Source organism: Rossellomorea yichunensis, assembly GCF_032337515.1.
In the GTDB taxonomy this organism is placed as follows: domain Bacteria; phylum Bacillota; class Bacilli; order Bacillales; family Bacillaceae_B; genus Rossellomorea; species Rossellomorea yichunensis.
The window spans coordinates 779393-805675 of sequence record NZ_JAVYAD010000001.1 but is presented as its reverse complement, the minus strand read 5'-3'; the positions used below and the strand labels follow the sequence as shown (position 1 = coordinate 805675).

The window sequence follows — 26283 nt, the reverse complement described above, 5'->3', positions numbered from 1 at the left end:
ACCCAATCATCGCCCTCCATCCCCCCTATTCCCTTTCTCTAATTCCTTAACCAGAGAACAAAAAAATCCCTGTTAAGAACCATCAGATTACTTAACAGAGATTTATCTACTTTCCCATATGAGAATACAGGCATTAACAAAAAATTTCCCATCTCGATAAAGAAATGGGAAACATCTGTTTTTATTGAACCTTGCGTAATGGTACACCCTGGTTCTTATAAATAAAATCAAGTGCCAGTCGATTAAATTCCCTTGGCTTCTCTACATTACAAACATGGCCGCAATCTTCAATGAACACTTTCGTGGCAGATGGGTCTCCTTTTGTATCCTGATCAAGAGACTGTACAAATAGGTGATCTTCTTTCCCGGATATGTAAAGCTTGGGAATATGAGAAGCCCTTTCTTGTACAGAAGCGTATGTTGATTTCACATAAGGGGTAAGGCGATACCAGCCGAGAAAATCATTACGGTTCATTTTCTTTGCTTCACGGATGAATAATTTTCGTGAAACTTTGTGATTGCTCTTAGGCATCATGATATAGGCGAAAATTTTATATAACCACATAAATGGAATGATATTTTTTACTGCGTCACCGATTTTCAGAAGTGTATTGGATAATAAATTAAACCTTGTTATCCCCCCTCCTAAAACGGCACTTTTCACCCGATTTGGAGCAGTTTGGAGCAAAGCGTGAATTAGAACCGAGCCAAGGGATATGCCTATAAAATGTGCCCTCTCCACTTTCAGATGATCAAGTACTTTAAGAACTTCACGCACATTTAAATCAATTGTGAATTTTTCATTATATGATTCTACACTTGGGGACTCTCCATGCCCTGGCAAATGAATCGTTATTACATTATAAGATTTCTTGAATATATCGAGCTGCTTGCCGAAAATTCTTGAGTTTCCCCCAATTCCATGGAGAAACACCACATACTCTTTGCCGACTCCTTGATGAACGTTGTATTCTAGCATCAATTCTCTCCTTAAAACAGCACAACCTACCAAAAGAATGAAGTGAATCAGGCCAATTATTCGAGAACCGTTTTACTTCAATTAACCATCATTAATGTGAAAATCGATTTTCAAAACAATTGCATGATGCACTCTATGCTCTTGAAGCCTTACCTTAATTATCTTTCATTCTATACTATCTGAAGTCACTTTGTCATATAATAGCTGAAGAAATTCCGAACATTTTGTGATGAATGGCAGATCACCTGCCAATATCAGTAATCCCTTACATTTACAGCCCTGCTATCATTATGATTTCCAACTCGATTCCAAGATGCCTATACTTCCTTCACCATCATGACATCTTTCGTAAGCTCACTTAAACCCAACCCCTTTTGGATATCCCCTTCAGGAATATCTGATGCATGAAATGTAATTGTTTCGGCTCCTCGTGACCTTGCCTCATTCATCAACACACAAATCATTTTACCCTTATGAATCTTGAATTCTTGTAGTATCCCAAAAGGCAATACTTCACTATAATTTGTATCTTCACGTAATGTCACTCCCATGACGCCAATCATCTGTTCCTCGTTAAAAAACGAAATGGAAAAGTCAAAATCAACGGACGAATAGTATTCTTCCATCATTTTGATTTGGGCTTCATTCACCTCACCATTTACCTCCATGATGGAACGCCAATCTTCAAATATGAACTCATTGGAGACCTTCCATGAGAACTCTATATCTTCTGTCGATTCTACATTCGAAAGATATTTGCCAATTAATATGGCTTCATTGGTGATTTCAAATCCCTTTGCTTCAAAATAAAGAATCTGATCCTTCCACTGTTCACGAAAGCGTTGAGCCAAAATCTGCCCTCCGTACTCATCGCTTACAGCAAAACCATACACCCGCTCAAATAATTCATCCTGAATCCCTTCATATCCTGATAAGACCCAAGGGTAACCAAGAGAAACAAAATCACCTCTCCCTGTAAAGCTCATGTATCCAATAAGATCACCACCTTCATAGGCAAAGCAGCGTGATCTCGGGTCAAATTCCTTTTGTTCTTTAAATAATATTGGAGACATTGTCGGTTTCCAGGCAAAGGGAAGCGTGTATGTTATTTTTCTCCAGAAATCATATTGAAGAGCTAAATCGTTTTCTCCTTCAAAATATTTGTATGTAATGGACATTTTATCTCCCGCTTTCCAGTTGGACTTTACTTTGCACACGCTTTCCTCATTAACAGTGTAACTTATGAACAAATTCACCCACAAGAAAATAATAGATCCAAACCTAAAAATAAGATTTGGATACATTATCTTTCATATTTCTTACTACCGCACTATATAAAATGCCGATACAACACTAGAGAACTTATACCTCACTGCATTCTTAATCCGATTTTTTATTAAATCAACTTTCATCAGCGTAATCATTCCAATTAGAAAAATAATAAGAATCTTCGAAACCATTTCTATATACCTCCAATCATATCGATATCATTCGCATAAATCCCCACGACTCTTCTGCTGTGGTGGCTGCTCCATCCATCCACGTTCAACTAACAGCTTAAGACCATCCGCACCATACTTCATGATTTCTGTCACAAAAAGTGTATAATGAACAGCTAAATCCTTCCTTGTAGACATCGTGATGGCGTGACAAAGTGTTGACAGCCCCACTGAGTTTGAAGAAGCGATAAAAAAAAGCATCAATTTTTCTGAAAATGGCGCCACATTTGAATCTGTTACCTCCATGGATACAGGATAAGTGGGAAATGAATCATCTTTTACCAGGACTTGATTAAAAGTGGTAATCTGCTTCTCACTTAATTTTTTTCCTTTTTTGAGATAGTTCTTCACTTCGATATCTTTCGAAACTTGTATAAATCCTTTTAATAGAATGATTCCGATGCAATTTCTCTCAATTACAAAGAATAATTCGCTCAATTCCAATGCATTAAGCGGCCTTGTTTCACCTAACCAGCTCTCCAACAAAGATGGCTGCTCTGAAATGTATTCTATGGAATGAGGATAATTCATTTTAGGTGGACGATCATAGATCCCTTTTTCCAACATTAATTGTAATGATTGTTTATATAGTGATAATGATTTCGTCAGCGCTTCTTCAAAAAGATCATATACATCTTTACGGGCAACGGCCCCCACTATAGTAGTGTAATGACCGCTCGTGACCTGACCTCCGCGGTAAACAAAACTAAGAGCAAACAAATCAGTATATAGGGGTGGTGCGGTTGTATCTATGTCCCTATCAGTAAAGCCCCTTGGTACAGGAAATTCTTCAGATATAAAAAGAGACTTAATCTTACTCATTGTCTCTACGTTTGTCTGTAGACTTTCTTCGATGATGAATTTGATTCCTTCGTCTTTCAGGTATGTAAGGAAATGTGTGTAAAAGCAATTTAACGCCGAGCATTTAATATAAGTCGTCCACAAAGCGGATATTTCTGCAGTAGTCAACCTTATGTTTTTTTCCTCCATCTTTCGACTCCTTTTCTTTTTCTCTTAGTGTTTTCCTAATCTTGTAAATTATTCCGGATGATTTATGGTAAATGAAAAGAGCTGCCAGTGATCGGCAGCTCTCTTTCTTATCTGTTCTTATATTCATATTTCACAAATAACGGAAGAAATAGTGAAATAATAATGGCCAACAAAACGATTAATCCAAAGGTGAGCGGCTTTGATAAACCCTGTTCGGGTGCAATCAATAATCCGAATACTACCGCTGGAACAATGATGAGAAAAGAAACAATAAATTTCGAGGTGAAATTAATCGTATGTTTTTTACCACATTGACTGCATTCTATAGGTTTATAAGACCTCCAAATGGAGAATAATAACTCTTTCCATTGAAACTGATTCTTACATACATCACACTTTTGCAAAGTACTTCCCCCTATGTAAATCATCTACTCTTCTCTCTAGTTTACCATTATAAGACTGTCAGGAGTAGAAGTTAATGAGGTCCGTCCCTCGTATTCATTGCAGTGTCCGCAAACGCATACCCATTTTTAAAAATAAACATTATTAAAATTCACTATCACTATTACTTTTCCTCACACGATACATTCCATGACAAGATTCCTTCTTCCACCTCTGCTACACTGCCATGGTTCTCACAAGACTCAATCGCTTGTTTCAAACCCATTTTATCCAGCAGTATGATGGTGATGACCATCATGATGGTCAGGATTAAGAGCAAAGACTTCTGCTTCCCTTTCATACTAAAAACCCCTTTAATATCGTTTGATACACTAGTATTAGTAAATTATACCATATACATCCATTCAGTTACCTAGGTTAACGATATTCCCCTCAAAAAATGTCTTCATGCAGGATTTTTCAACTTTCATTCGAACTATGTACTATAACACTAAATCATAAGGGGTAACTAAATTGATACAATCATTTAAATTAAACGTTCAAACAATGGGTCAGAAAATGCCGGTTTACATTTTTCGAGTCGACGATGTCCTTATTGATACAGGACCTTATAGTATGAAAAACGAAGTGCGGAAAATTGTAAAAGAGCTTCCTATCCAACGAGTGATTCATACTCATCATCATGAGGATCACACGGGTAACAGTTCATGGATCGAAAGGTTTTACTCAATTCCACAATGGATTCATCCGTTAGGGGTACAAAAGTGCGCTCTCAGCACTAAACTGCCTTTTTACAGAGCTATGTTCTGGCATAACCGCCAGGCATTTCACGCGTTCCCACTTAAAGAAGACGTATTTAAAACGGTCGGGCATTCGTTTCAAATTGTTCATACACCAGGGCACGCTGATGATCACATCGTTCTCATCGATGAAGAAAAGGGCATTTGCTTTTCAGGTGATTTATACTTATTCCATTCTCCTACTTCTAATTTCTCATTTGAATCTGTACCTGAGCTCATTCGCTCAATTGACAGGACCCTGCAGTATTCCTTTCAAGAAGTGTATTGTTCACATCAAGGATACTTGAAGCAAGGAAGAAAGCTTTTAGAGAAGAAACTAGCCTATCTTCAGAACCTTCAAGAAGCCGTTATGAAAGCACACCAGGAGGGAAAAACCGCTAAAGAAATTAGAAAACACCTGCTTCCAAAAAATAAACTTTTTCAATATATTTCACTTTTCGAAAACTCACCAGAACACACGGTCAAATCCATCATCAAAGAAATATCGTAAACAGAAGGTCCGTCCCTATTGAGGGACGGACCTTCTGTTTACTGATTTTCAAGGCGGTTGAGGCTTCGTTTGAATTCCACCTGACAAATGATATCAAGGATTCTTGTACCTATGAATTGGCAGGCTAAGGCAAAAAGAATGATTTTTAAATCGACTACGATTCCTGTTAGTAGTAACACACTGCCATTAATGAAGAATAAAGTCTTCCCTGGGGTGTACCCTTTTAGCTTTGAAATAATAAGTGCTAAAATGTCCATCCCTCCAGAGGATGCTCCCATTCTGAAAAGAATGCCTATTCCAATTCCGAAAAGGATGCTGCCAATCAATAGATCGACGAAAATAAAAGAAACAGTTCCGATTAAATGGGAATTCAAGAAATTAACTACAAACGACGTGACTGTCACACAATACATGGTCCAAAGTGCATTCTCTTTTCCTAACCATTTAACCGCAGCTAGTAAAAGAGAAGCATTTAACACCCATAATGTAATGGCAAATGGGACATGCAACAAATAGTTTAATAGCACACTCACACTTGCAGCGCCACCTGAAGGGATAAAATGGGGAAACAAAAAGATAGCCATGGCCAATCCTTGTATGCTTGCTGCTATACCTAAAATAGTACCCTTTCTTACTACATTCATCTGTACATTGCTCCCGATTCTGTAAAGGACTCTATTTCATAGTCTAGTAGCTATACACTTCTTCTGCAACAGAGAAATGAAAATGACTGGTTGTGGCCTAATTGAAATTCTACAAATATCTGTAGTATAAATTCATTGAAAATATGGTTATTGTACTGTCATCCCTGCCTAATAAATTCAATATGAGCTCATTTCCGATCTCCCTTTACCTATTTAACAAATGCATGTCTTTCTTTTCACTCCTACTCTGTCTTTATCCTCTATCTTTTTTATATAGGTAGCCGCTACCGGTACTTTACATGCTGTATTTCCAACATCGACATGTACTTTCCCAATTTTATTCGCCACTTGTTTTGCCTCACCTAGCAATGGAGCTACATGTGCTCCTACAGAAATGACGAATCCATTCATTACGTAACGTACTCTATTTCTCTCTTCATGAATCGTTTTTTCAATATGTTTCAGATACTGTTTGATTTCGTCAATATTGATTTCGTGGTCTGGGGTTATACTAATATACCCTGCATAGGCACTCCAGCCAGCCGTTGCCGTCATTTCATTATCCGATTTAATCCACTCATTCGCTAATTCAATAGCGTAGTAGCTCTCTGCGGTTATATTAGCAACAGTGTATTCAGCCAGCATATACCAATCTGCTTTATTGACCCATTCCTGTAAAATTCCTTTATTCATTTCTTTAGGATTTACAGATAATCCTGCCAGGTACATGGCATCGAAATTTCCCGATTCGTACAGGCTTAATGCAAGACCTTGCTCTTTTTTTACATGTTTCACCAGTTTTTTCAAATCCCCAATTTTCACTCCGAATAATGGTTCATGTGCACCGTGACGTAAATATGTATTCTTGGTCTGTTCGTTACCCATCTCTTCAAGTGCTGCCATTACTTCATCATATTTCATGTTTGACCACCCCTTCATCATATTAGTTCAATTGTATTCTTCTCTATAGAGTTAGTTGGTGAATGATCCCTTCATTCCCTCATTCATCTTACATTCATGTTCAATCAACCATTTCTTCCGGTTAAGACCGCCTGCATAGCCGGCAAGATCTCCATTCGCTCGTATTACTCGATGACATGGAATGATGATGGCAAGCTGATTACACCCGTTGGCCCTTGCCACTGCTCGAACAGCTGCTGGACTGGAAATACTTTGAGCAATCTCAGTGTAGGACCTGGTTTGTCCAAAAGGTATTCTTTGCAATTCGCTCCAAACGTTTTGTTGAAAAGGTGTTCCGTTGATTTTTAACTTGGTTTGGAAACGTGATAAAGAGCCCTCAAAGTAGGCGTTCAATTCCTTTTCGATAGAACGAAGTGGCTCGGTAGAACCGGGAACGATTGCCGCCTTTGTTTTCTCCCTCAATCTCTTCACTTCATTCTCCAGACCGCGTCGGTCAACAAATTCCAGCAGGTATAAAGACTCTTCATCTGAAATTCCAATCATCGGACCAAGTTTCGTATCAATCCAAGCTGCTTTTAGTATGTGCTGGTGATGAGACAAAGCTGGCGGCGTTCCCATAATTCTCGAAAAAGCATCTCTGAATCCGCTGCTTGATTCATATCCCGTTGCAAGTTGAGCGTCCATCACCATCGAGCCTGATCTGATGTGCTTCATGGCAATTCCCATCCTCCGTGCTCTGGCATATTCTACAAAGGTCATACCGAACCGCCTCTTAAATTGACGCCGTGCAGTAGATGCATCTATGGATAGCTCCTGAAAATCCTTATCCTTCCAACGTTTTTCAGGATTTTCTTCCACAGCCTCTACCAGCATCTTTACAACATCTGAGATACTATTCGGGTGCGATAAGGGTTTACACCTTTTACAAGGTCGAAACGACGCCAGAAGGGCTTGTTGAGCTGTTCCAAAGAATTCACAGTTTTCAAATTTAGGTTTTCTAGCGGGACAAGTCGGACGACAAAACACACCTGTCGTTTTAACCCCTACATAAAAAATCCCTTCGTATTCCGATCTTTTTTCCACTAACGCTTGATAATACTCCCTTTGTAATTCGACTGATATCATCCTCATTCCTCCACTATTTCATTCTTCCTTTATTATAACCGCAATAAAACAACGATGCCGCCGAAAATCAGGCATCGATTTTTATCATATTAGAAGTTTTTTTGAGGGACGGACCTTTGTATTCCTACTAATTATCGTAACAAGCAGGGAATCTCTCACCCAATGGATAATGTATTAAGATAGCGAATATCAAAACTACGATAAAGGAGCTTCTCTTATGAAACTGACATCTCAACAATGGAATACAGCAGCTACCTATATCAAAACCCATGCAAGACCAATTGAACAAAAGCTATTCAGCTTTTTTTTTGAAGAAGGGAGTAAAGAGGAAGCAATCAAAGAACTAGCAAATTTTCAAAATATGGACGGAGGATTCGGCAACTGTATAGAGCCCGATTTTCGATTGGACAGTTCATCTTCAATGGCAACAACTGTTGGATTACAGTATGCAAAGGACTTAAAGCTTTCAGCCGAACACCCCATCGTTCAAAAGGCGATGAGCTACCTGCATGACACATACGATGAGAAAATCAACGGCTGGCATGCTGTGTCTGCAGAGGTTAACTTTGTTCCCCATGCACCATGGTGGCATTTTGATTTTGAAAAGGGACATAGCGGCGTTCAAACAACTTGGGCTAACCCTAACGCTGAAATAGTAGGTTATTTTCATTTATTTAGTCCGGAACACCCTCGATTAAAAGAATGGACTGAGAGAGCGGTCACAGAGTTAAAGAATCTTTCACACCCAATAGAGATGCATGATTTTCTCTGTTATGACCGACTCCTTTCTGAGGTGAAAGGGGAGACGGAATCCATTCTTTATAGATTTCTTTCTTCTTCCCTACGAAAAACTGTTTGTACCGATCCATCACGCTGGAATGAATATATAGCCAAACCATTGCAGGTAGCAAGTCATCCTTCTTCACCGTTTTATGAAGCCTTAAAAGAGGAGGTACATATGCAATTGAATGTCGAGATTGAAACTCAACACCAGGAAGGTTATTGGCAGCCGAATTGGTCCTGGTTCGGTCAATATGACGAGACCTGGCCAATTGCTGAAAAGGAATGGAGAGGGATTTTGACCCTAGGAAAGCTACGGATTCTAGAGGCCTATCAGAGAGTAGAAAATTAATTAATAAAGAATCCGGAAGACTTCCCTTCCGGATTCTAAAAATTATTTAAAATTCGCTTCAAACCATCTTTTTGCTTCATCTACTTCCTCACGACGAAGCTCATGCCCACCTTCTGTCCAGAACTCTGTTACCTGGGCTCGGGCGTCTTGAAGATTTTTAACGAGTTCCATTGTTTCTTGCATGGGGATGAGTGGATCTCGCTTTCCTGCACCTATGAATACAAGTGCGTCACTTAAGTCTGGAAGCTTGACATTTCGTCTAGGAACCATAGCGTGGAACAGGATTCCACCTTTTAATGCATCCTTGTAATGATACATTAAACTAGCCGCGATATTCGCTCCATTGGAGTATCCTAACGCAACAATATTTTGACGATCGAAACCGTAGTTATTAGCACTCTCATCAATGAACTCATTCAATTCCTTCGTTCGGAATACTAAATCCTCTTCATCAAAGACACCTTCCCGTAACCGTGCAAAAAAACGGGCCATTCCATTTTCATCCACGTTCCCTTTTACACTTAATACAGAAGCATCTGACTCAATCATATCAGCCAGCGGTAATAGGTCACGCTCATCTCCACCAGTTCCATGAAGGAGCAGAAGTGTGGGTAAGTCTTTATTTCCTTGTTTAAATATATGTTTCAAGCTGACTTCCTCCTTTATTCTTTTGTATCTAGTGGTTTTAGTTTCGCTTCTATGGAATCTCTTTGCGCTTCAAAATATGGTGGAAGTGATAAATTTTCACCTAAATTATCAAAATCTTCATCGGTCTCAAAGCCTGGTCCGTCTGTAGCCAGTTCGAAAAGAATGCCATTTGGTTCACGGAAGTAGAGGGAACGGAAATAGTATCTCTCAACAAAACCTGAATTCGGCAAGCGGTTTTGTGTGACCCAATCTACCCATTTACGTAATTCATCTTCATCCTCCACACGGAAGGCTACATGATGAACACTTCCTCTTCCCGGTCTTTCTTGTGGAAGATCATTTCTTTCTTCAAGATATACCTCTCCACCAGTACCGCCTTCCCCCGTTTCGAACACACGGATATCCGGTTGTCCATCTACATCTGAAGGAAAAGTCCTTGTTTCTCTAAAGCCTAATACGTCTTTCAGTACCATTGCCGTGTTTTCCCCACGGGCAACCGTCAGCGTAATCGGACCGAGGCCTACTATCCCATGCTGGACGGGTACAGGACTCTTGTCCCAAGGCTTCCCTCCAGGAACTCCTTCGTTCTTTTCATCTGACACAAGCATGAGTCGCTGTCCTTCAAAATCACGGAAGCTTAGTGTTGCCCGCCCACTATGGTGAGAAATTTCGTCATGTTCAACACTCATCTCTTCAAAGCGATTTTTCCAATAAGCTAACGCCTCATCCGTATTCACCCGCAGTGCAGTTAATGAAATACTATTTGTCCCTTTATACGTATTCCCCGCATGTGGAATTTCGAAGAATGTGAGGTCCGTCCCTGGATTTCCTCTTTCGTCTGCATAGAAAAGATGGTAAACAGATGTATCATCCTGGTTGATGGACTTTTTCACGAGACGAAGTCCCAGTGTTTTTGTGTAGAATTCATAATTCTTCTTTGCATTTGCTGTAATGGCAGAAACGTGATGCTGCCCTTTAAGTGGTTTTAAGTTCATAATTGATTCACTCCTTAGTATTATTCTTGCTTAATTTCTATCTTCATCATACACGAAAATTATCTTTAATTCAAGATATTTTACTTCGAAATGTTTTTCACTTATCTATACTCTAATATCTCCACAAAAAAAACATCCGTACAACCAAGTACGAATGTTTTAAAATAATCGATTATTCAACTTCATTATTTTTAATAGTCAGTGCTTGTGACAAAGTAGAAGTAATCGTCAGGTTGTCAAAATTCAATCCCAGTTGAACAGCTGTTTGTGCGATTTCAGGGCGTAGCCCAGATAGAATCGGCTTCACACCGATCAATTGAAGTGCATCAATTAGCTGAAAGATTTGATGAGCTACCATCGTATCTATTAATACAACACCTGATAAGTCGATGAACAATTGAGAAACTTCCTTATTAACACATTGTTCCAACGCATTCTCTAAAATTAATTCCGCACGTGTAGGATCGATATTACCTACAAGGGGTAAAAGCGCAGTATGTCTATTCAAGGATATGACAGGTGAACTTAATTCGTTGATCACTTCCTGCTGGGATTGGATCTGCTGCTCCACAACTTCCGTTTGCAGCTCAACAAATCGCAGCATAACCCGGTCAAATGCTTCAATGATGACTTGATTCCAACGGCTGAATTGTTCAAAGATATTTTCTTCCATATGAGATTCGGCGTATTCTTTCAAGAATTCCAGGTATTGATGTCTAACCCTCATGAATTCTCTAAGAATATAGTGATTTGGGGTTTCTAGATGTTCCTTATCCTCTGCAATGGTCAAGACCCATTCATCGATCTTCTGATTAAATGTTTCTTTATCCTCAGCAAACAAATTACAAAGAATGCCGTGAAACTCAAAGTTTTGATTTTTTAAAGTTTCTATCACCTTGGGATCTGAGGAAGAATAAACACCATTTGTTGTGTTTTTATCCAGGGAGTTATACCAATCTTCCGTTAATTGACGAGCCTTACTTAATAAAAATGTATGTAGTTCCTGATTTCTATGCATGTATGATTCCTCCTATGATATCCAACAAATTTATATCAATTTCTTCTTCCCTGTCTGACGCAATGAGTAGTTGGGAAATCATACCCTTTTCTCTGGTTCTTCTTTATTATTGATTCTGGTTTTAAAGTTGAGTCGATCAATCCGCTTTCGACATTTTCCTATACCAATCCCCATTATATATCACATTCATACATAATTTCCATTCAGACACACTTCATTATGAGCATTACAGGTCCGCCCCCCTGTCAACACCCGCATCCTAAACGAGCATCACACACTTTCATTTGCTCTGGTATAGTTACTCTATCCACCCTTTAAACTGCTCATCTAAAATTCTCCGATTATTACACCGGTAAAGGGAATTTCCTTATCATTTTTCAACACTTTAATCGTATCATAGCTCCCTTTGAATTCATTTCGGTTGAAGCGATATATTAATTGATTAGTCAGCTCTTTATGCAAATAGTTTTTTTCGAAGTGTCAGTAAATGAAATCCATAATGTGCCTTCTCTTACTTCAAAATCAATGTTTTTATAATAGGGAGCTTTTTTAGCATTTTGATCTACCACACTTCCATTTAACACCACAAGTGAACTTCCGTTTTCATTTTCATACAGAAAGATTCCATTTCCATGATCTGAAATAGATTCCTGAAGTGCTTTGGAAGCTTCCCTCAAATCCAGTTCCTGATGCGGGACAGTTTCGTCTATTCCAATACACGCAGAAAGAAACAAAATCAACATCAAGCACAAACTTAAAAATTTCATCACTTTCCCCCTAAGTAATACCATTTACTACACTCTTGAGATTATATATAAAAACCCGAAAAAAATATTAGTATATTCTAAAAACATTACATTTTTTTGTAAAACAACTCTACAATTCACAATATAAAGTGTATAATGAGGGTATTAACTGAGAAACAGACAGCGGGTATTTCTCGATATACTATTTTGATGTATATGAATCTCCTACTAGAATCCAACCGCAAATCTTAATATGATGTCGTAATCCTACTACTTAATCATTTGTCAAAATAGTTGGGAGCTGATGAGAGAATGAAAAATAATCTGACAAGAAGGTGTATAGAAACACTCGCTATCCAAAGTGCCTATCATTTCTGCGTGTCTATAGGAATCAAGCCCAGTTTACTCAATCTATCAATGGTCACAGGATTCTCAGAAGAAAGAATACTGGAAATACTCGAAACCAAGTTTAGTAATCAAAGTGTTAAAACAGAAGATCACTCTTTTTGACTCTGTATTTCCCCTTTATTACTCTACAAGCCGATTATCCTTCATCCCCTAACCATTAAATTCTTTCATTTTCTAAATTTCCATTTTTATTTTAAATTAATGGACCACCGCTGGTCTTTCAAAGAAATTAATAAGAATAGACTGCTAAACTTTTCGCCACAAAAGCAAAAAAGGCAACTCCACTTTGGGGAGTTGCCTTTTTAGTATGGTATTTATAATACATTAAAATATCTTGCTTCCGGATGAGCGAAGACCATCGCTGTTACCGATGCTTCCGGTTCCATCATACATCCGTCTGTTAATTGAATTCCAATTCTTTCAGGTTGAATAAGCTTAAACAGTTTCTTCTGATCTTCAAGTTCGGGACAGGCGGGATACCCAAATGAAAAACGTTGTCCTTGATAATGAGTCCGGAACCGGTCCTGCATCGTAAAATCAACGGGATCTGGGAACCCCCATCTGCTTCTCATCATTTCATGTACTCTTTCAGCCAGTCCTTCAGCTGTTTCTAAGGCAATAGCCTGCAGGGCGTGACTTTCAAGGAATCTGCCTTCTTCCTTCATCTCTCTTGCCCACTGCCTGATTTTCACACCTGCCGTTACGGCAAAGAAACCGACATAATCCATTTCTCCGTTTTCTACAGAACGCAAGTAATCTGCTAAACATAAATGCTGATTTCCTGCTTGTCTTGGAAAGTGAAATCGTTCTATCTCTATGGAAAAATCCTCCGGATGATAAATAACAACATCATCTCCATCTGATTGAGCAGGAAAAAATTGATATCTTGCAGATGCCTGAATCATCCCTTCCCTTTTTGCTCTTTGGAACAATTCATCAGTCACTGCTTTAAGGCCGACCGTCCTCTCGTCCTCTTCTTCCAGTAATCTCGAAATTTTCCCTTTAATCCCCAAATGATGTCCGAGCAGCATTTGCTGATTAATGTAGGGATGAATTTGATCAAGTGAAAATTCTTTAATGGTGTGTGGAATTAAATCAGAAGGAACATGGACTTTTACATCTTTCGCAACTGTAGAACGTACTTTCACCGCAACAGAAGATGTATTTAGTCTCGGTGAGTCTTCAGTCGAAACGATCTTACTTAACTTTTCACGACTCTCCTCTTCCAGCCGCAGCCTCGTTTCCTCATGTTGAATCCCATTCATGATGCCCAGTCCATCCATTGCGTCCTTCGCATAGAGTACCAGTCCGTCATATTCCCGACCGATTTTATTTGTAGTGAATTTTCGAGTCAGGGCCGCACCTCCTACTACAAGGGGAACTGAAATATCAGACTGTTTTAAATCTTGAGCAGTAATGACCATTTGTTGGGCAGACTTCACAAGGAGTCCGGACAAACCTACGATATCGGGTTTTTCCTCCCGAATGACTCCGATCAGTTCCTGAGGTGTTACTTTAATACCTAAATCAATCACTTCATATCCATTATTACTGAGGATAATATCAACGAGATTCTTACCAATATCATGGACATCCCCCTTAACCGTAGCTAATATCACTTTTCCCTTCGAAGATGAACTTTCCGTTTGTTCCATATGCGGTTCCAAATGAGCAACGGATGCTTTCATGACTTCGGCACTTTGTAATACTTCCGCTACAATCAGCTGGTTATCATTAAATAACCTTCCGACTTCACTCATGCCGGCCATAAGGGGACCATTAATGATTTCAAGTGGAGCGTCATATTTTTCCAAAGCGATATTTAAATCGGCAATCAGCCCTTCCTTCGTCCCTTCCACCACATAATGAGCCAGTCTTTCTTCCAGCGTCATAGTGTTGACAGGTACCTTTACTTCTTTCTTCTTCCCTCTGTAAAATGCAGTGAATTCAGCCAGTGTTTCATCAGTCGTCTCAAATAAGAGTTTCTCCGCCATTCGAACTTCTTCTTCAGGAATTGAGGCAAAACGCTCTAATTTTTCCGTATTGACTATGGCGTAATCCAGCCCCGCTTTGGTACAGTGGTAAAGATATACCGCATTCAGGACTTCTCTCCCAACAGGAGGCAGTCCAAAAGAAACGTTACTAACCCCTAAGATATGAGGGCATTCAGGTAAGGCTTCCTTAATCTGTCTTATCCCTTCAACGGTGGCATTGGCTGAACCGATATATTGCTGATCCCCTGTTCCCACAGGGAAGACGAGAGGGTCAAAGATGATGTCTTCTGATGCTATCCCATATTTCTCTGTTAACAGTTTATGTGAGCGGATCGCAATGTCTACCTTACGCTCTACAGACACTCCCATTCCTTTTTCATCAATCGTTCCTACTACAACCGCCGCTCCGTACTCCTTCATAAGCTTTGTTATCTTCTCAAACCGCTCTTCTCCGTCTTCAAGATTGATCGAGTTAATGATCACCTTTCCTTGAGAATATTTTAATGCGGTCTCAAGAACTTTCTCATCCGTAGAATCAATGACTAGTGGAACTTTTACTTTTTTCACTACTTCCTGGATAAATACATTCATATCTTCAACTTCTTCACGATCGGGATCTGCAAGGCAGATATCGATCACCTGAGCTCCATTTTTCACTTGTGCTCTCGCAATCTCTGAAGCTTCTTCTATCTTATTCTCTGCAATCAATCGTTTGAATTTACGTGAACCGATGACATTCGTCCGTTCTCCGACCAGAATCGGTCTTCTGTCTGCATCCTCATAGACGAACGCTTCAATTCCTGACACTGCATGAGGATGAGACTCATTAGGTTTACGAGGCGGTAATCCCTTCACAACTTCTGAAAGGGCACGGATATTCTCCGGTGTGGTTCCACAGCACCCTCCAACAAGATTCAGCCAGCCTTTCTCAGCAAAGCCTTTCATCTTTACACTGAGTGAATCAGCCGTCTCATTGTAATTCCCCTCCTCATCAGGAAGGCCTGCATTCGGATAACAGCTGACATAGGTAGTTGCCAGACTTGATAAAGAACGTATATGATCACGCATAAATTCAGGTCCGGTTGCGCAGTTTAGACCAACGACCAAAGGGTTTAAATGTTCAAGGGATAAATAAAATGCTTCAATTGTTTGCCCTGCGAGTGTAGTACCCATCGGCTCAATGGTACCGGATAACAAAATGGGTATCTCTTTCCCTCTGGATTCAAAAGCAGATCTAATTCCAAGGTTTGCTGCTTTTACATTTAAAGCATCCTGACTCGTTTCAAGCAGCAGTACATCAACTCCTCCATCGAGAAGGCCTTCTGCTTGAACACGATAGTTGTCTACCAACGCATCAAAGCTTATCCCTCCAGTAACAGATAAGGTTTTGGTAGTGGGACCTAGAGATCCTGCAACAAACCTGGGCCACTCGGAAGTTGAGACATCTTCAACTGCTTTTTTGGCAATTTCAGCTGCTACTTTATTGATTTCGTATGCTTGATAGCCTATATCATATTCGTCCAGTACGACGGGGGTTGCACCAAAGGTATTTGTTTCAATTACATCAGCTCCGGCTTTCAAATATTCCAGATGGATCTGATAGATGACCTCCGGCGCTGTCAATACCAGATTTTCATTACAGCCCTCAAGCTCCTCTCCACCAAAATCATCCGGGGATAAATTCGCTTGTTGAAGCATCGTTCCCATTGCTCCATCGAGTACGAGTATTTTTTTCCTTAGCTGTTCTTCAAACAAAGTGATGGCCATAGGGAACCTCTCTTTCTGTGATGTTTTTCTCTTGTATATGATGAATCAGTTCAATGCTCATATCGTACCTGACAAAAGGCGTGATAAGATAAATCCCATTAAAGAGATCTATTGCTGTATCAAGTAAGCCTTTTGCTATCTCCATTCCAACTGCTCTTGCAACTACGGGATCTCTTCCCGCTTCCTTCATCCTTTGTCTTGTTTCTTCCGGCACATTGATTCCCGGTACTTCATGATGGAGAAACTCTGCATTTCTTGAGCTGATTAATGGCATGATTCCGATAAAGATCGGAACATCTAAATGCTTCGTAGCTTCATGTACTTGAATCAGCTGTTCTTTCCCAAAGATCGGTTGAGAAATGAAATAGTCAGCACCGGCTTTCTTTTTCTTTTCAAGCCTTTTTACAGAAGCGTCTAAATGACGGAAATTCGGATTAAAGGCTGCACCTACTGAAAATTGAGTGCGTTCCCGGAGTGATTTTCCTGAGAAGGATATCCCCTCATTGTTCTGTTTTATCAATTCAATGAGTTCAAGAGAAGATAAATCATAAACGGATGCTGCACCAGGGAAATCTCCAATCTTGGCCGGATCCCCAGTAATGGCTAATATATTGTGTATCCCTAACGTGTGTAATCCCATTAAATGGGATTGAAGTCCAATCAGGTTTCGATCCCGACAAGTGATGTGAACTAAAGGCGTAAGATCGAATTTTGAGCTTACCAGGCTGCCAATGGCGTCATTACTAATACGAGGCGATGCTAACGGGTTGTCTGCAAGCGTGAGTGCGTCAATTCCAGCTTCCTTTAATGCCTCAGCCCCTTGGAAGAACAGCTTCGTGTCGAGATGCTTAGGTGGATCGAGTTCAACAATGATCGTTTTCTTTTTCCTTACTTGCTCATGCAGCAAGCTTCCCTTGATAGAAGGTGACGATAACTGAACAACCTTTTTTGTTTTCACCACTTTTTCTTTCACTGGCTCCCGGCTTTTTAACCTGCTTGCTACAGAACGAATGTGATCAGGTGTCGTCCCACAGCAACCCCCAATGATCCTTGCACCTTGCAGTCGCAATTCGTTGCTTATATCTCCAAAGTAATCAGGCTCAGCAGAGTAATAGAATCGACCTTCTTCATAGTTTGGCAGACTGGCATTGGGATAGACGGATAGAAATGCCCTTTTAGGTAATGGAACTTCCTCTAATGAGTTCACCATATGAAAGGGACCCATGCGGCAATTGATGCCGACAACATCGGCCCCCAATAACTCTAATTGTTGAAGAGCATCTTTTATCTCCATTCCATTTTGAAGAACTCCCGTTTCATGTAGAGAAACTTGAGCAATGACAGGAATGTCTGCTTCACGTTTTGTAATGTTCAATACAGTGGTTAATTCTTCGAAATCATAATAGGTTTCAAGCAGAATGCCATCTACACCCTCTAATAATAAACAGTATAGCTGTTCCCGAAAGCTTCTTTTGATTTCTTCCAGCGACACATTTTGTTTAATGCCCCTGATTCCCCCGATGGTGCCCAGAATATAGGTGTTTTCACCCGCTGCTTTTCTTGCCAGACGCACTGCAGCTGTATTTATTTCTTTAACCGAATCCTCCAATCCGTATCTGGAAAGCTTTTGATAATTGGCTCCATACGTATTGGTCTGAATGATATCTGCTCCTGCATCAATATACTCTTTATGGACTTTCAACACTTCATTTGGGTGAGAAAGATTCAGCTCTTCAAAGCATCTGTCCACTCCATATGAATACAACAACGTTCCAATCGCACCATCTGCAATTAAGATTCTCTCTTTCAGTGCTTCCAGCAACGGCTTCATGACATTCCCTCCTTTTTTATAAATTTATCACGTTATTTCTTTTGATCTTTTGTATACTATCTAAACCTTTTTGAAGATCCTTAATCAATTCGTCCACGTTTTCAAGTCCTACTGATAATCGTAATAAACCATCTGTAATCCCTCTTCTTTCCCGTTCTGCTTTTGGCATGGAAGCATGTGACATCCTTGACGGATAGGATAGAATTGATTCAACAGCTCCTAAACTGACGGCGAATACAGGAATGTTTACATTTTGAATGAGTTGCTTCACTTCCTCTGCCCCTTTTAACCGGAAGGAAAGAACCGCCCCGGGACCCTCTGCTTGTCGAACTTGAATTTCACGACCGGGATGATAGCTCAATCCCGGGTAATACACTTCTTCTACTTCCGTTCTCTTTTCTAAGAAGGCCGCAATCTTATATGCCGATTCTGATGATTCCTTCAATCGAACGTGCAGTGTTTTTAGTCCTCTTAAGAGCAGCCAGCAATCCTGAACACCGAGGACAGCACCAAACGAATTCTGCAAGAAAGCAAGTTTCCCGGCAATCTCTTCATTTCCCGTTACGGCAAGTCCTGCCAAGACATCACTATGTCCCGCAAGAAACTTCGTGGCACTGTGTAGCACAACATCCACACCCAGGCTGATCGGCCTTTGCAGCAGGGGAGTCATAAATGTATTATCAAGAAAAGTTAAACATCCATTAGCCTTGGCAAGCTTTACGACTCCTTCAATATCGGTGATATTCAGAAGCGGATTGGATGGTGTCTCCATATAAATCACTTTCGTATTGTGCTTGATTGAACAAGCCACTTCATGTAGATCTTTCATATTCACAAATGAATATTCAATTCCAAATTTAGTGAGGACCTCGGTAATCATTCTGTATGTCCCACCGTACACTTCTTCTGATACGAGAACATGATCTCCACTCGACAATAATAAGAAGCTAGTGGAGATTGCTGCCATCCCTGATGAAAAGGCAAAGCCTCTTACTCCACCTTCTAATTCCGCGATCGTTTCTTCAACGGTTTCCCTCGTCGGATTTCCCGAACGGCTGTAATCATACGTTCCATATTGATCAAAATCCTGTTGATGAAAGGTCGTAGCATGATTAATCGGTGTAGAGACCGCTCCTGTTTCTTTATCAAATCCGTGAGAATGAATGAGTGACGTTTGAAGTGAAAATGGTTTTTTACTCATACGTAAACACCTCTTTTTCCAATTGTTGAAAAACATTCTCCAGATCTTCTATCAGGTCATCAATAAATTCAATTCCTACAGAGAACCGCAGGAGTCTGTTGCAGATACCCAAACTCTTTCTTTCTTCTTCAGGAATGTCTGCGTGTGTTTGAGTGGCGGGATAGGTGATAAAGCTTTCGACCCCTCCTAAACTTTCAGCAAACGTTATAACTTTTAAGTGTTGGAGAAAGGGAGAAACCCATTCTTCCTTTGCGATACGAAAGGAAAGCATGCCACCTTTTCCCGGATATAATACGTCTGTTACACATTCATGGGCATCAAGATACTTCGCTAACTTTCTTGCGTTTTTTTCGTGCTGTGCCATTCTGAGACTAAGGGTCTTCATTCCTCTTAATAAGAGCCAACAATCAAAAGGGGCGAGAACCGCACCGATTGAATTTTGAATGGTGTAGATTTTTTCCGCCAACTCCTCTGTGTTTACAATCACAACACCTGCCAGCACGTCATTATGTCCCCCTAAGTATTTCGTGGCGCTGTGAATAACGATGTCTGCTCCTTCAGAAAGTGGCTTCTGCAGAATAGGTGTGTAGAAAGTATTATCTACAATTAAAAGCAATCCGTTATGCTTAGCGAGCCCGGCGACCTCAGAAATACTTGCTTCATTCATTAATGGATTGGTTGGTGTTTCAAGGAAGATGGCCTTTGTTCTCTTAGAAATTTGCTCTTCTATGGAGCCGGCATCACTTGTATCGACGAAATGAAATTTGATCCTATATTGTGCTTCATACTGTACGAATAATCGGTAGCTACCGCCGTATAGGTCTTTTGAAACAATCAATTCATCCCCGGTGGAAAATAAGCTAAGGATAGCCTGAATCGCTGCCATCCCCGAGCTGAAGGCAAATCCTCTGTGCCCTTCCTCCAATTGAGTGAGGGTGTCTTCTAAGGTGGCGCGGGTTGGATTACCTGTTCTTGTGTAGTCATAACCTGTCGATTGCCCAACTCCCTTATGTTCATAGGCAGTCGCTAAATGAATGGGTAAGCTCACAGCACCCGTGGCAGGATCTTTTCGATTTCCCGCCTGGACAAGCATTGTATCAATATGTTTTTTCAACCTTCTTCTCTCCTTTTCTATCTTGAATACGAAAAGGGAAAAAACAAAAAAACCTTCTTAATGAAAATAAGAAGGTTTTGTACGTTCGTTCTCCCTCTTATCGTCCAAGTTGACATCAACTTGCTGGAATTAGCACCATACCTAAAACTTTGGCTGGTTGCTGAGGTGTCTTCGGGCCAGTCCCTCTACCTCTCTTGATAAGAAACTATATGATTTTGTGAAAAATAACTTTCCCATAACTTATAACAAAGAAGAAGAAATGTCAATGAGAATTATGAATTATCTGAAAAACAAAATGATCATCGCGCTTCATCTCCCTGTTCTATTTCAATGATAAATTCCTATTTTCCTTTTAATCTCCTTCATGAATGGGATTGTTTTTTCCCGTGCTTTTTTTGCTCCAGTTTGTAAGATGGTATCAAGCATATGGGGACTCGCCATCAGTTCTTCATATTTCGATCTTGGTTCTTCGATAAAAGAGTTCATTACTTGGAATAGCTCTTTTTTGGCATCTCCCCAGCCTATTCCTTCTTGAAATCTCCTTCTCATTTCTTCAACTTGATCGGAAGTTGCAAATTCTTTATATAACGCAAAAATGACGGAGGAGTCAGGATCCTTGGGCTCCTCAGGGGGTGATGAATCTGTTTTGATTTTATTAATTAATTTTTGAAGCTTTTTTGATTCTTCAAATAATGGAATGGTGTTGTTATAACTTTTACTCATTTTACGTCCGTCTAGTCCCGGTAGAACAGCCGTTTCTTCTTGGATGACATATTCAGGAATGACAAATATTTCTCCATATTGTTTGTTAAAGCTTTCAGCTATGTCTCGTGCAATTTCAACATGCTGTATCTGATCTTTTCCGACAGGTACCATCTCGGTTTTAAAAAGGAGGATATCAGCTGCCATTAAAATTGGATAGGTGAATAATCCCATATTGACTCCAGCATCAACATCTTTGCCGCTTTCTTTATTTTCTTGGACCAATGATTTATATGCGTGGGCACGGTTCATTAATCCTTTCGGTGCAAAACAAGACAGAATCCAACTCAATTCAAAGATTTCAGGTACATCAGATTGACGATAAAAGATCGCTCGATCAGGATTCAAACCTAATGCTAACCAAGCTGCTGCCACTCCATAAGAAAGTTCTTTCATTTCATGCTTATCGTGTATCTTCGTTAAACCATGATAATCCGCAACAAAATAAGCTGTGTTGTAGGATTGGTTCTCAGCCAATTGTAATGCCGGTTTGATTGCACCAATATAATTCCCCAAATGAATACGGCCTGTTGGTTTAATACCAGTCAGAACTTGTCTTTTCATAACCATTCCCTCCGATGAAAAATAATAAAAATAAACACAAAAAGGGCTTCCCATCCTCTAAAAAAGGACGGGAAACCCGTGGTGCCACCTTCATTCGCTTACACTTTAGTAAACGCACTCATCTGTACAGAAGTCGCCTTCGATACATCGTCTCTTTTATCGGTGAGACCTTCCGCCATAACCTACTTAATTTCAGCATGGATGCTCAAAAGCCCATTCAACGATTTCACCATACTGATTCTCACCAGCCATCAGCTCTCTGAAATGTTTCGTTCGTCTACTCTTCTTCCTCATCGCATTTCATATTTAAAGTGTTTCCATTATTTTAATGTATAGGGAAATAATGGTCAAGTGGGTGCAAACACATTTTAGATTTCTTTGGATGAAAGGGGAAGGAAAAGCTTTATGCCTCTCTTATTGAATGGAAGAAATTTCATATCGGCGATCAGATGACTGGCATATCCGATTACACATGCTTCAAATACCCCATCAATCATTAAAGATGACTCTAGATAATGAGCAATCACGCCATAATATACGATTCCAAGTACAGAGTGAGTATAACTTCGATGTGAAACGAATGAGGCAAAGAAAATATAGATACCTAACAACCATAACCATGTTTCATTCAGCTGCCAACCGCATGCTGTCACACCGATGCCAGTAATCATCAGCATTCTTCGCTGAGTAATGAAACTTGAGAGAATCATCATTCCTGCACCATATCCAATACCTAGCCATCGTTCTTTCCCGATTCCTTCCAGATAGCTGTATACCATCATTAGAAACCCAATGATTTGTGCTACTGCTCTGATCATTTTAGGTGAAAAAGTAACCTTGTTACTAAGTTTTCCGTCAATATCCATATCAGGCATGAGTCCGGATATCCCACCTATTGCCACAAGTGCGGCCGTTATGTCAGGACCAGATCCAAATGAGTTGGCCACAATAAACCCTGTTGCTGCTCCAATTGCCATATGTGCTGTGCCGTTCAAGTGTGTCCTCCTACTCTCTTATCACATTATGTATATACTAGATTACTATAATAGCCTTTATTAACCATATTGACTATGGGAAGTACGAATTAATTTCTAAAGATGAGCCGATATGCGCTCAATAATTTCAAAAAGATAGGACCTTTCATGTGGAACAAAGTGATGGTAACTCACCCTTTGCTTAATGAAATCCTTTTTCCCTGTTTCATTAACAAGAAATCCTTCTATATCGATTTCCTCTTTCGTTTGTTGAACGAGTGCCTTAAAGTCTTGAAGAGTACAATGAAAAATACCGGACACTTCTTCTAACTGAAGTTGAAACTCGTCATATGCAACCGGCTTGGAATAAAGAAATACGTGAGTGAGTTCCCGATCGATCATATTCCGTTGAAATAACTGACCTTTTACAATTCCTAATGATTGCAGTTCATCTATCGTAATATGTAGTCCAAGCTCTTCATGAACTTCTCTCACACCGTCTTCAATATTCTCCTGTGACAGGATATGTCCAGCTGCGGTAATATCAAGTAAGCGGGGGAAATCCTTTTTCTCATCACTTCTCAGTTGGAAATAAATAATGGTCTCTCCCCTACTTTCATCAAGGTGCGCAAGCCAGCAATGAAAGGTTTCATGCCAATATCCCTTTGTATGCACCTCGGAACGACTGGCTACACCAATTCTATTACCGTGTTCATCAAAGACGGCTAGTTGTTCATCCTCCACCCGGATCCCTCCTTTATTTCATTTCCTCCAGATACTCTTTAACCTCCAAGAGATTTTCAACAACAATATCTGCTTCACTTAATTCATTTTCCTGAGAAAAATCAAAGGCACAACCTATCGAAAGAAAGTGATTTGCCTCTGCTCCTTTAAAGTCAGACAATCTATCTCCAATCACAACCCCATGTGTAAGATTATGATCCTCTTTGATTTTTCGAATCAACTCCCCTTTGTCATCTGAATGTATTTCCTGAATGCTGTAGCAGTCCATGATCCATTTATCCAAACGAAAGTACTCCACAATCGTCTTTAAATACTGAGGATATCCATTGCTTGCCACAAAGATTGAAAACCCTCTCCCTGATAAATAAGTTAATAGTTCCTCCGTATGTGGATAGAGAGCCCCATTTCCATTCTGAATATTATCAATCAGTTTTTCATGAAATACACCATTCACTTTACCATGTTCATGTAAGGAATGATGAGGTAAAAGTGTTTTCCACACGACAGAAAGAGGGACACCCATTATTTCTCTGTATATTTCAAGAGGTGTATCCCCTTTCCACATTCCTTCATCTCTAAGTAGTTGAAAGGTATCATGAAGTGAAGCTTCAAGAATACGATCCGTTTGAAATAACGTTCCATCCATGTCAAAAATCATAGCAGCTTTCATCTATATTCTCCTTTATTGCCTTTCGTACATTTATACGTTCGACGATTTATGCTTAAGTCACAATCTTGCTTACATCAAATAAACCTTCTCTTATCATACCAAATTCACTGCCGAAAGAAAGCAGCTACGTATAGATGAACAACTTCATACTGAGTATAGCTGTCCATTAGTGACAACCAATTCTTTTATAACAAAAAACACACAAGAACCTTTCTCCCGTGTGTTTAATCCTTATATCTTAAATCAGTGTATAGACGTTGCTTTCTTTAAGATGCATTTGGAAGATAAAAGAGGACCGTCAACATCATGCCGATAACAGAGAAGATCACGATACTAACTGCTACAGACTTGTGAGACTTTGATACATGTTTCTTCTTTAACACGTTAAAAAACTTAAAAGCCAATAACGAAAGAATAAACAAAGATACAAACAAGAGCTCGCTCATGGACAATCCCTTTCTTCAGTAAGGTGTATTCTTTATAAGATATGAAATCACTTTACCATATTTTCTTATTCAATAAAATTATTTATTCTTAGAAATAATAATATATCCATTCAGGCGTTTTACGGAGCGCTTTTTCCCAGGCAGGGAGTTCATTAAAATCCCTCATTGTCAGTTTTTTACTATCACTTATGTCTTTATGGATGAGTGATTCTAATTCGCCGGCAACTTTTGCATCCCGAATGATGCAGTTGCTTTCATCATTTAAGTAGAAGCTCCGTGGATCCCAATTGGCTGTACCAATATCAGCCCATTTATGATCAATGACCAGCACTTTACCGTGGAAAAATCCTTTTTCATACAAATAGATATCCACTCCGCTCTCTAACAAAGTTTTCTCTATTCTGTAACTTGGCGGCTTCGTGAACCATGCATCTGTATCGTTCGGGATGAGGATCTTCACTTTTACCCCACGCTTCACTGCCTTCTTTAAGGCTGATATAAGTTTCCTATTAGGCAGAAAATATGGTGTTGCAATTGTGACACTCTCTTCCGAACTGTTAATCCAGCTTACAGTCTTATCTACAATACTGTCTCCTGTTGAGAACAAGAATTGAACGCTGCTCCCCTCATTTTCATTTGAAGTACGAGTAGGATCTGCGCTCTCCATACTTCCTGCCCCATCCTCGATCCAGTCCCGTTTAAACTGCTCGGCCACTTCAATTCCTGCCTCACCCTCCAACCGTATATGATAGTCCCTCCAGTAACCAAGCTTCGGGTCTTTGCCTAAATATTCGTCCCCCATATTGAAGCCTCCAATATAGGCAATTCTTTGATCAATGGAAACGAGCCTGCGATGATTCCGATGATGAAGGGAGTAGAAGATATTCTTTAGGGATAGTGGCCTGCTTTTAACAATCTTCACCCCTCCTTCTTCCATCCTCTTTATACTTTCCTTCTTAATATCTGAACCAAGGAAGTCGACAGACAATCGAACATCTGCCCCTTCCTTAGCCTTTTCAATCAGCAAATCAAAAAACTCGTTGGAAATCTGATCGTCCCTGATAATGAAAAAATGAATCCAAACAAACTCATCTGCTGTTTTAATATCCTCAAACAACTTTTCATACAAGTCCTTCCCGGTATTGTAGACGTCGATTGCGGCTTTATGAGAGAGGGTTTCCGTAATGGGGTGAGTTCTCGCATAGTTCTTCACACCTTGTTTCACATCCCAGTGCATGATGAGGAACAAAATCACGATGCAAGCAGCCGTGATCAGGATTGCTTTAAGTACTTTTTTCAGCAAGAGAACTCACCTCCTTTTTATGTAGTGTTAGCTTTTGTTTAAGGAGAAGGACTATACATTTCCATTCAAAATATATCTAAGTTCCAGGCATCTTTTGTGCCGTTTTTATTATTCAC

The 26283-nt window shown here is 39.9% G+C and carries 24 protein-coding genes, 1 riboswitch and 1 other annotated feature; of the genes, 2 read left to right on the top strand and 22 right to left on the bottom strand.

Annotation, left to right across the window (positions count from 1 at the left end):
* Nucleotides 1-181: 181 nt before the first annotated feature.
* From RSX31_RS03960 to RSX31_RS03940, 5 genes are all read right to left on the bottom strand, one after another.
* Entirely contained in the window at nucleotides 182-979 is a 798-nt protein-coding gene (locus tag RSX31_RS03960) for an alpha/beta fold hydrolase (RefSeq protein ID WP_148969195.1), read from the bottom strand.
* Nucleotides 980-1296: 317 nt separating this feature from the next.
* On the bottom strand, nucleotides 1297-2196 hold the full coding sequence (locus tag RSX31_RS03955; protein WP_315633401.1) for a hypothetical protein: 900 nt from the start codon (nucleotides 2194-2196) through the stop codon (nucleotides 1297-1299).
* A 270-nt stretch (nucleotides 2197-2466) separates the two neighbouring features.
* Nucleotides 2467-3468, bottom strand: a complete 1002-nt coding sequence (locus tag RSX31_RS03950) for a DUF3231 family protein (protein WP_315633399.1) — start codon at nucleotides 3466-3468, stop codon at nucleotides 2467-2469.
* A gap of 107 nt (nucleotides 3469-3575) precedes the next feature.
* Entirely contained in the window at nucleotides 3576-3872 is a 297-nt protein-coding gene (locus RSX31_RS03945; protein ID WP_187443372.1) for a TIGR04104 family putative zinc finger protein, read from the bottom strand.
* Between the two features lie 161 nt (nucleotides 3873-4033).
* Nucleotides 4034-4210 carry a hypothetical protein gene (locus RSX31_RS03940; RefSeq protein ID WP_187443373.1) on the bottom strand — a complete coding sequence of 59 codons (177 nt, stop codon included), beginning with the start codon at nucleotides 4208-4210 and terminating at the stop codon, nucleotides 4034-4036.
* A gap of 173 nt (nucleotides 4211-4383) precedes the next feature.
* Here RSX31_RS03940 and RSX31_RS03935 point away from each other — a divergent pair, with 173 nt between their 5' ends.
* The gene (locus RSX31_RS03935; RefSeq protein WP_315633396.1) at nucleotides 4384-5160 is read left to right on the top strand and encodes an MBL fold metallo-hydrolase; all 777 of its coding nucleotides are present in this window, start codon (nucleotides 4384-4386) and stop codon (nucleotides 5158-5160) included.
* Between the two features lie 38 nt (nucleotides 5161-5198).
* Here the strand turns inward: RSX31_RS03935 and RSX31_RS03930 are convergent, their stop codons facing one another.
* From RSX31_RS03930 to RSX31_RS03920, 3 genes are all read right to left on the bottom strand, one after another.
* Nucleotides 5199-5804 (bottom strand): YitT family protein, encoded by a 606-nt coding sequence (locus RSX31_RS03930; RefSeq protein ID WP_148969200.1) that lies wholly within the window; start codon nucleotides 5802-5804, stop codon nucleotides 5199-5201.
* A 213-nt stretch (nucleotides 5805-6017) separates the two neighbouring features.
* Nucleotides 6018-6725 (bottom strand): DNA alkylation repair protein, encoded by a 708-nt coding sequence (locus tag RSX31_RS03925; RefSeq protein WP_282137904.1) that lies wholly within the window; start codon nucleotides 6723-6725, stop codon nucleotides 6018-6020.
* 51 nt (nucleotides 6726-6776) lie between these two features.
* Complete coding sequence (locus tag RSX31_RS03920) at nucleotides 6777-7850, bottom strand: bifunctional transcriptional activator/DNA repair enzyme AdaA (RefSeq protein WP_282137905.1); 1074 nt, start codon at nucleotides 7848-7850, stop codon at nucleotides 6777-6779.
* A 217-nt stretch (nucleotides 7851-8067) separates the two neighbouring features.
* On the opposite strand from RSX31_RS03920, the gene RSX31_RS03915 reads away from it, so the two are divergent.
* Nucleotides 8068-8982 (top strand): hypothetical protein, encoded by a 915-nt coding sequence (locus RSX31_RS03915; protein ID WP_282137906.1) that lies wholly within the window; start codon nucleotides 8068-8070, stop codon nucleotides 8980-8982.
* Between the two features lie 42 nt (nucleotides 8983-9024).
* Here the strand turns inward: RSX31_RS03915 and RSX31_RS03910 are convergent, their stop codons facing one another.
* The 14 genes from RSX31_RS03910 to cls all read right to left on the bottom strand — a co-directional run bounded on the left by RSX31_RS03910 (nucleotide 9025) and on the right by cls (nucleotide 26167).
* Nucleotides 9025-9630 carry an alpha/beta hydrolase gene (locus tag RSX31_RS03910; protein ID WP_315633394.1) on the bottom strand — a complete coding sequence of 202 codons (606 nt, stop codon included), beginning with the start codon at nucleotides 9628-9630 and terminating at the stop codon, nucleotides 9025-9027.
* A 14-nt stretch (nucleotides 9631-9644) separates the two neighbouring features.
* Nucleotides 9645-10625, bottom strand: coding sequence for a ring-cleaving dioxygenase (locus RSX31_RS03905; RefSeq protein ID WP_282137908.1), 981 nt, complete (start codon nucleotides 10623-10625; stop codon nucleotides 9645-9647).
* A 172-nt stretch (nucleotides 10626-10797) separates the two neighbouring features.
* Nucleotides 10798-11643: an STAS domain-containing protein gene (locus RSX31_RS03900; RefSeq protein WP_315633393.1), complete on the bottom strand. Its 846-nt coding sequence runs from the start codon at nucleotides 11641-11643 to the stop codon at nucleotides 10798-10800.
* A 446-nt stretch (nucleotides 11644-12089) separates the two neighbouring features.
* The gene (locus RSX31_RS03895) at nucleotides 12090-12410 is read right to left on the bottom strand and encodes a hypothetical protein (protein WP_315633392.1); all 321 of its coding nucleotides are present in this window, start codon (nucleotides 12408-12410) and stop codon (nucleotides 12090-12092) included.
* A gap of 701 nt (nucleotides 12411-13111) precedes the next feature.
* Entirely contained in the window at nucleotides 13112-16558 is a 3447-nt protein-coding gene (metH, locus tag RSX31_RS03890; RefSeq protein WP_315633391.1) for a methionine synthase, read from the bottom strand.
* Nucleotides 16539-18389: a bifunctional homocysteine S-methyltransferase/methylenetetrahydrofolate reductase gene (locus tag RSX31_RS03885; RefSeq protein WP_315633390.1), complete on the bottom strand. Its 1851-nt coding sequence runs from the start codon at nucleotides 18387-18389 to the stop codon at nucleotides 16539-16541. The genes metH and RSX31_RS03885 overlap by 20 nt, the downstream gene beginning before the upstream one ends.
* Nucleotides 18390-18405: 16 nt before the next feature.
* Nucleotides 18406-19590: a cystathionine beta-lyase gene (metC, locus tag RSX31_RS03880; RefSeq protein ID WP_315633388.1), complete on the bottom strand. Its 1185-nt coding sequence runs from the start codon at nucleotides 19588-19590 to the stop codon at nucleotides 18406-18408.
* Nucleotides 19583-20704, bottom strand: coding sequence for a methionine biosynthesis PLP-dependent protein (locus tag RSX31_RS03875; protein WP_397548068.1), 1122 nt, complete (start codon nucleotides 20702-20704; stop codon nucleotides 19583-19585). The genes metC and RSX31_RS03875 overlap by 8 nt, the downstream gene beginning before the upstream one ends.
* Nucleotides 20705-20798: 94 nt before the next feature.
* Nucleotides 20799-20908, bottom strand: a riboswitch (SAM riboswitch).
* 123 nt (nucleotides 20909-21031) lie between these two features.
* Entirely contained in the window at nucleotides 21032-22030 is a 999-nt protein-coding gene (locus tag RSX31_RS03870; RefSeq protein ID WP_315633387.1) for a tryptophan--tRNA ligase, read from the bottom strand.
* Between the two features lie 60 nt (nucleotides 22031-22090).
* Nucleotides 22091-22333: a binding site (T-box leader), on the bottom strand.
* A 65-nt stretch (nucleotides 22334-22398) separates the two neighbouring features.
* On the bottom strand, nucleotides 22399-23025 hold the full coding sequence (locus RSX31_RS03865) for a metal-dependent hydrolase (RefSeq protein ID WP_315633386.1): 627 nt from the start codon (nucleotides 23023-23025) through the stop codon (nucleotides 22399-22401).
* A gap of 96 nt (nucleotides 23026-23121) precedes the next feature.
* Nucleotides 23122-23748: an NUDIX hydrolase gene (locus RSX31_RS03860; protein ID WP_315633385.1), complete on the bottom strand. Its 627-nt coding sequence runs from the start codon at nucleotides 23746-23748 to the stop codon at nucleotides 23122-23124.
* A gap of 13 nt (nucleotides 23749-23761) precedes the next feature.
* Nucleotides 23762-24418, bottom strand: coding sequence for an HAD hydrolase-like protein (locus RSX31_RS03855; RefSeq protein ID WP_315633384.1), 657 nt, complete (start codon nucleotides 24416-24418; stop codon nucleotides 23762-23764).
* Nucleotides 24419-24684: 266 nt separating this feature from the next.
* Nucleotides 24685-24864, bottom strand: a complete 180-nt coding sequence (locus RSX31_RS03850) for a hypothetical protein (RefSeq protein WP_044337264.1) — start codon at nucleotides 24862-24864, stop codon at nucleotides 24685-24687.
* An 88-nt stretch (nucleotides 24865-24952) separates the two neighbouring features.
* The gene (gene cls, locus RSX31_RS03845) at nucleotides 24953-26167 is read right to left on the bottom strand and encodes a cardiolipin synthase (protein ID WP_315633381.1); all 1215 of its coding nucleotides are present in this window, start codon (nucleotides 26165-26167) and stop codon (nucleotides 24953-24955) included.
* Nucleotides 26168-26283 lie beyond the last annotated feature (116 nt).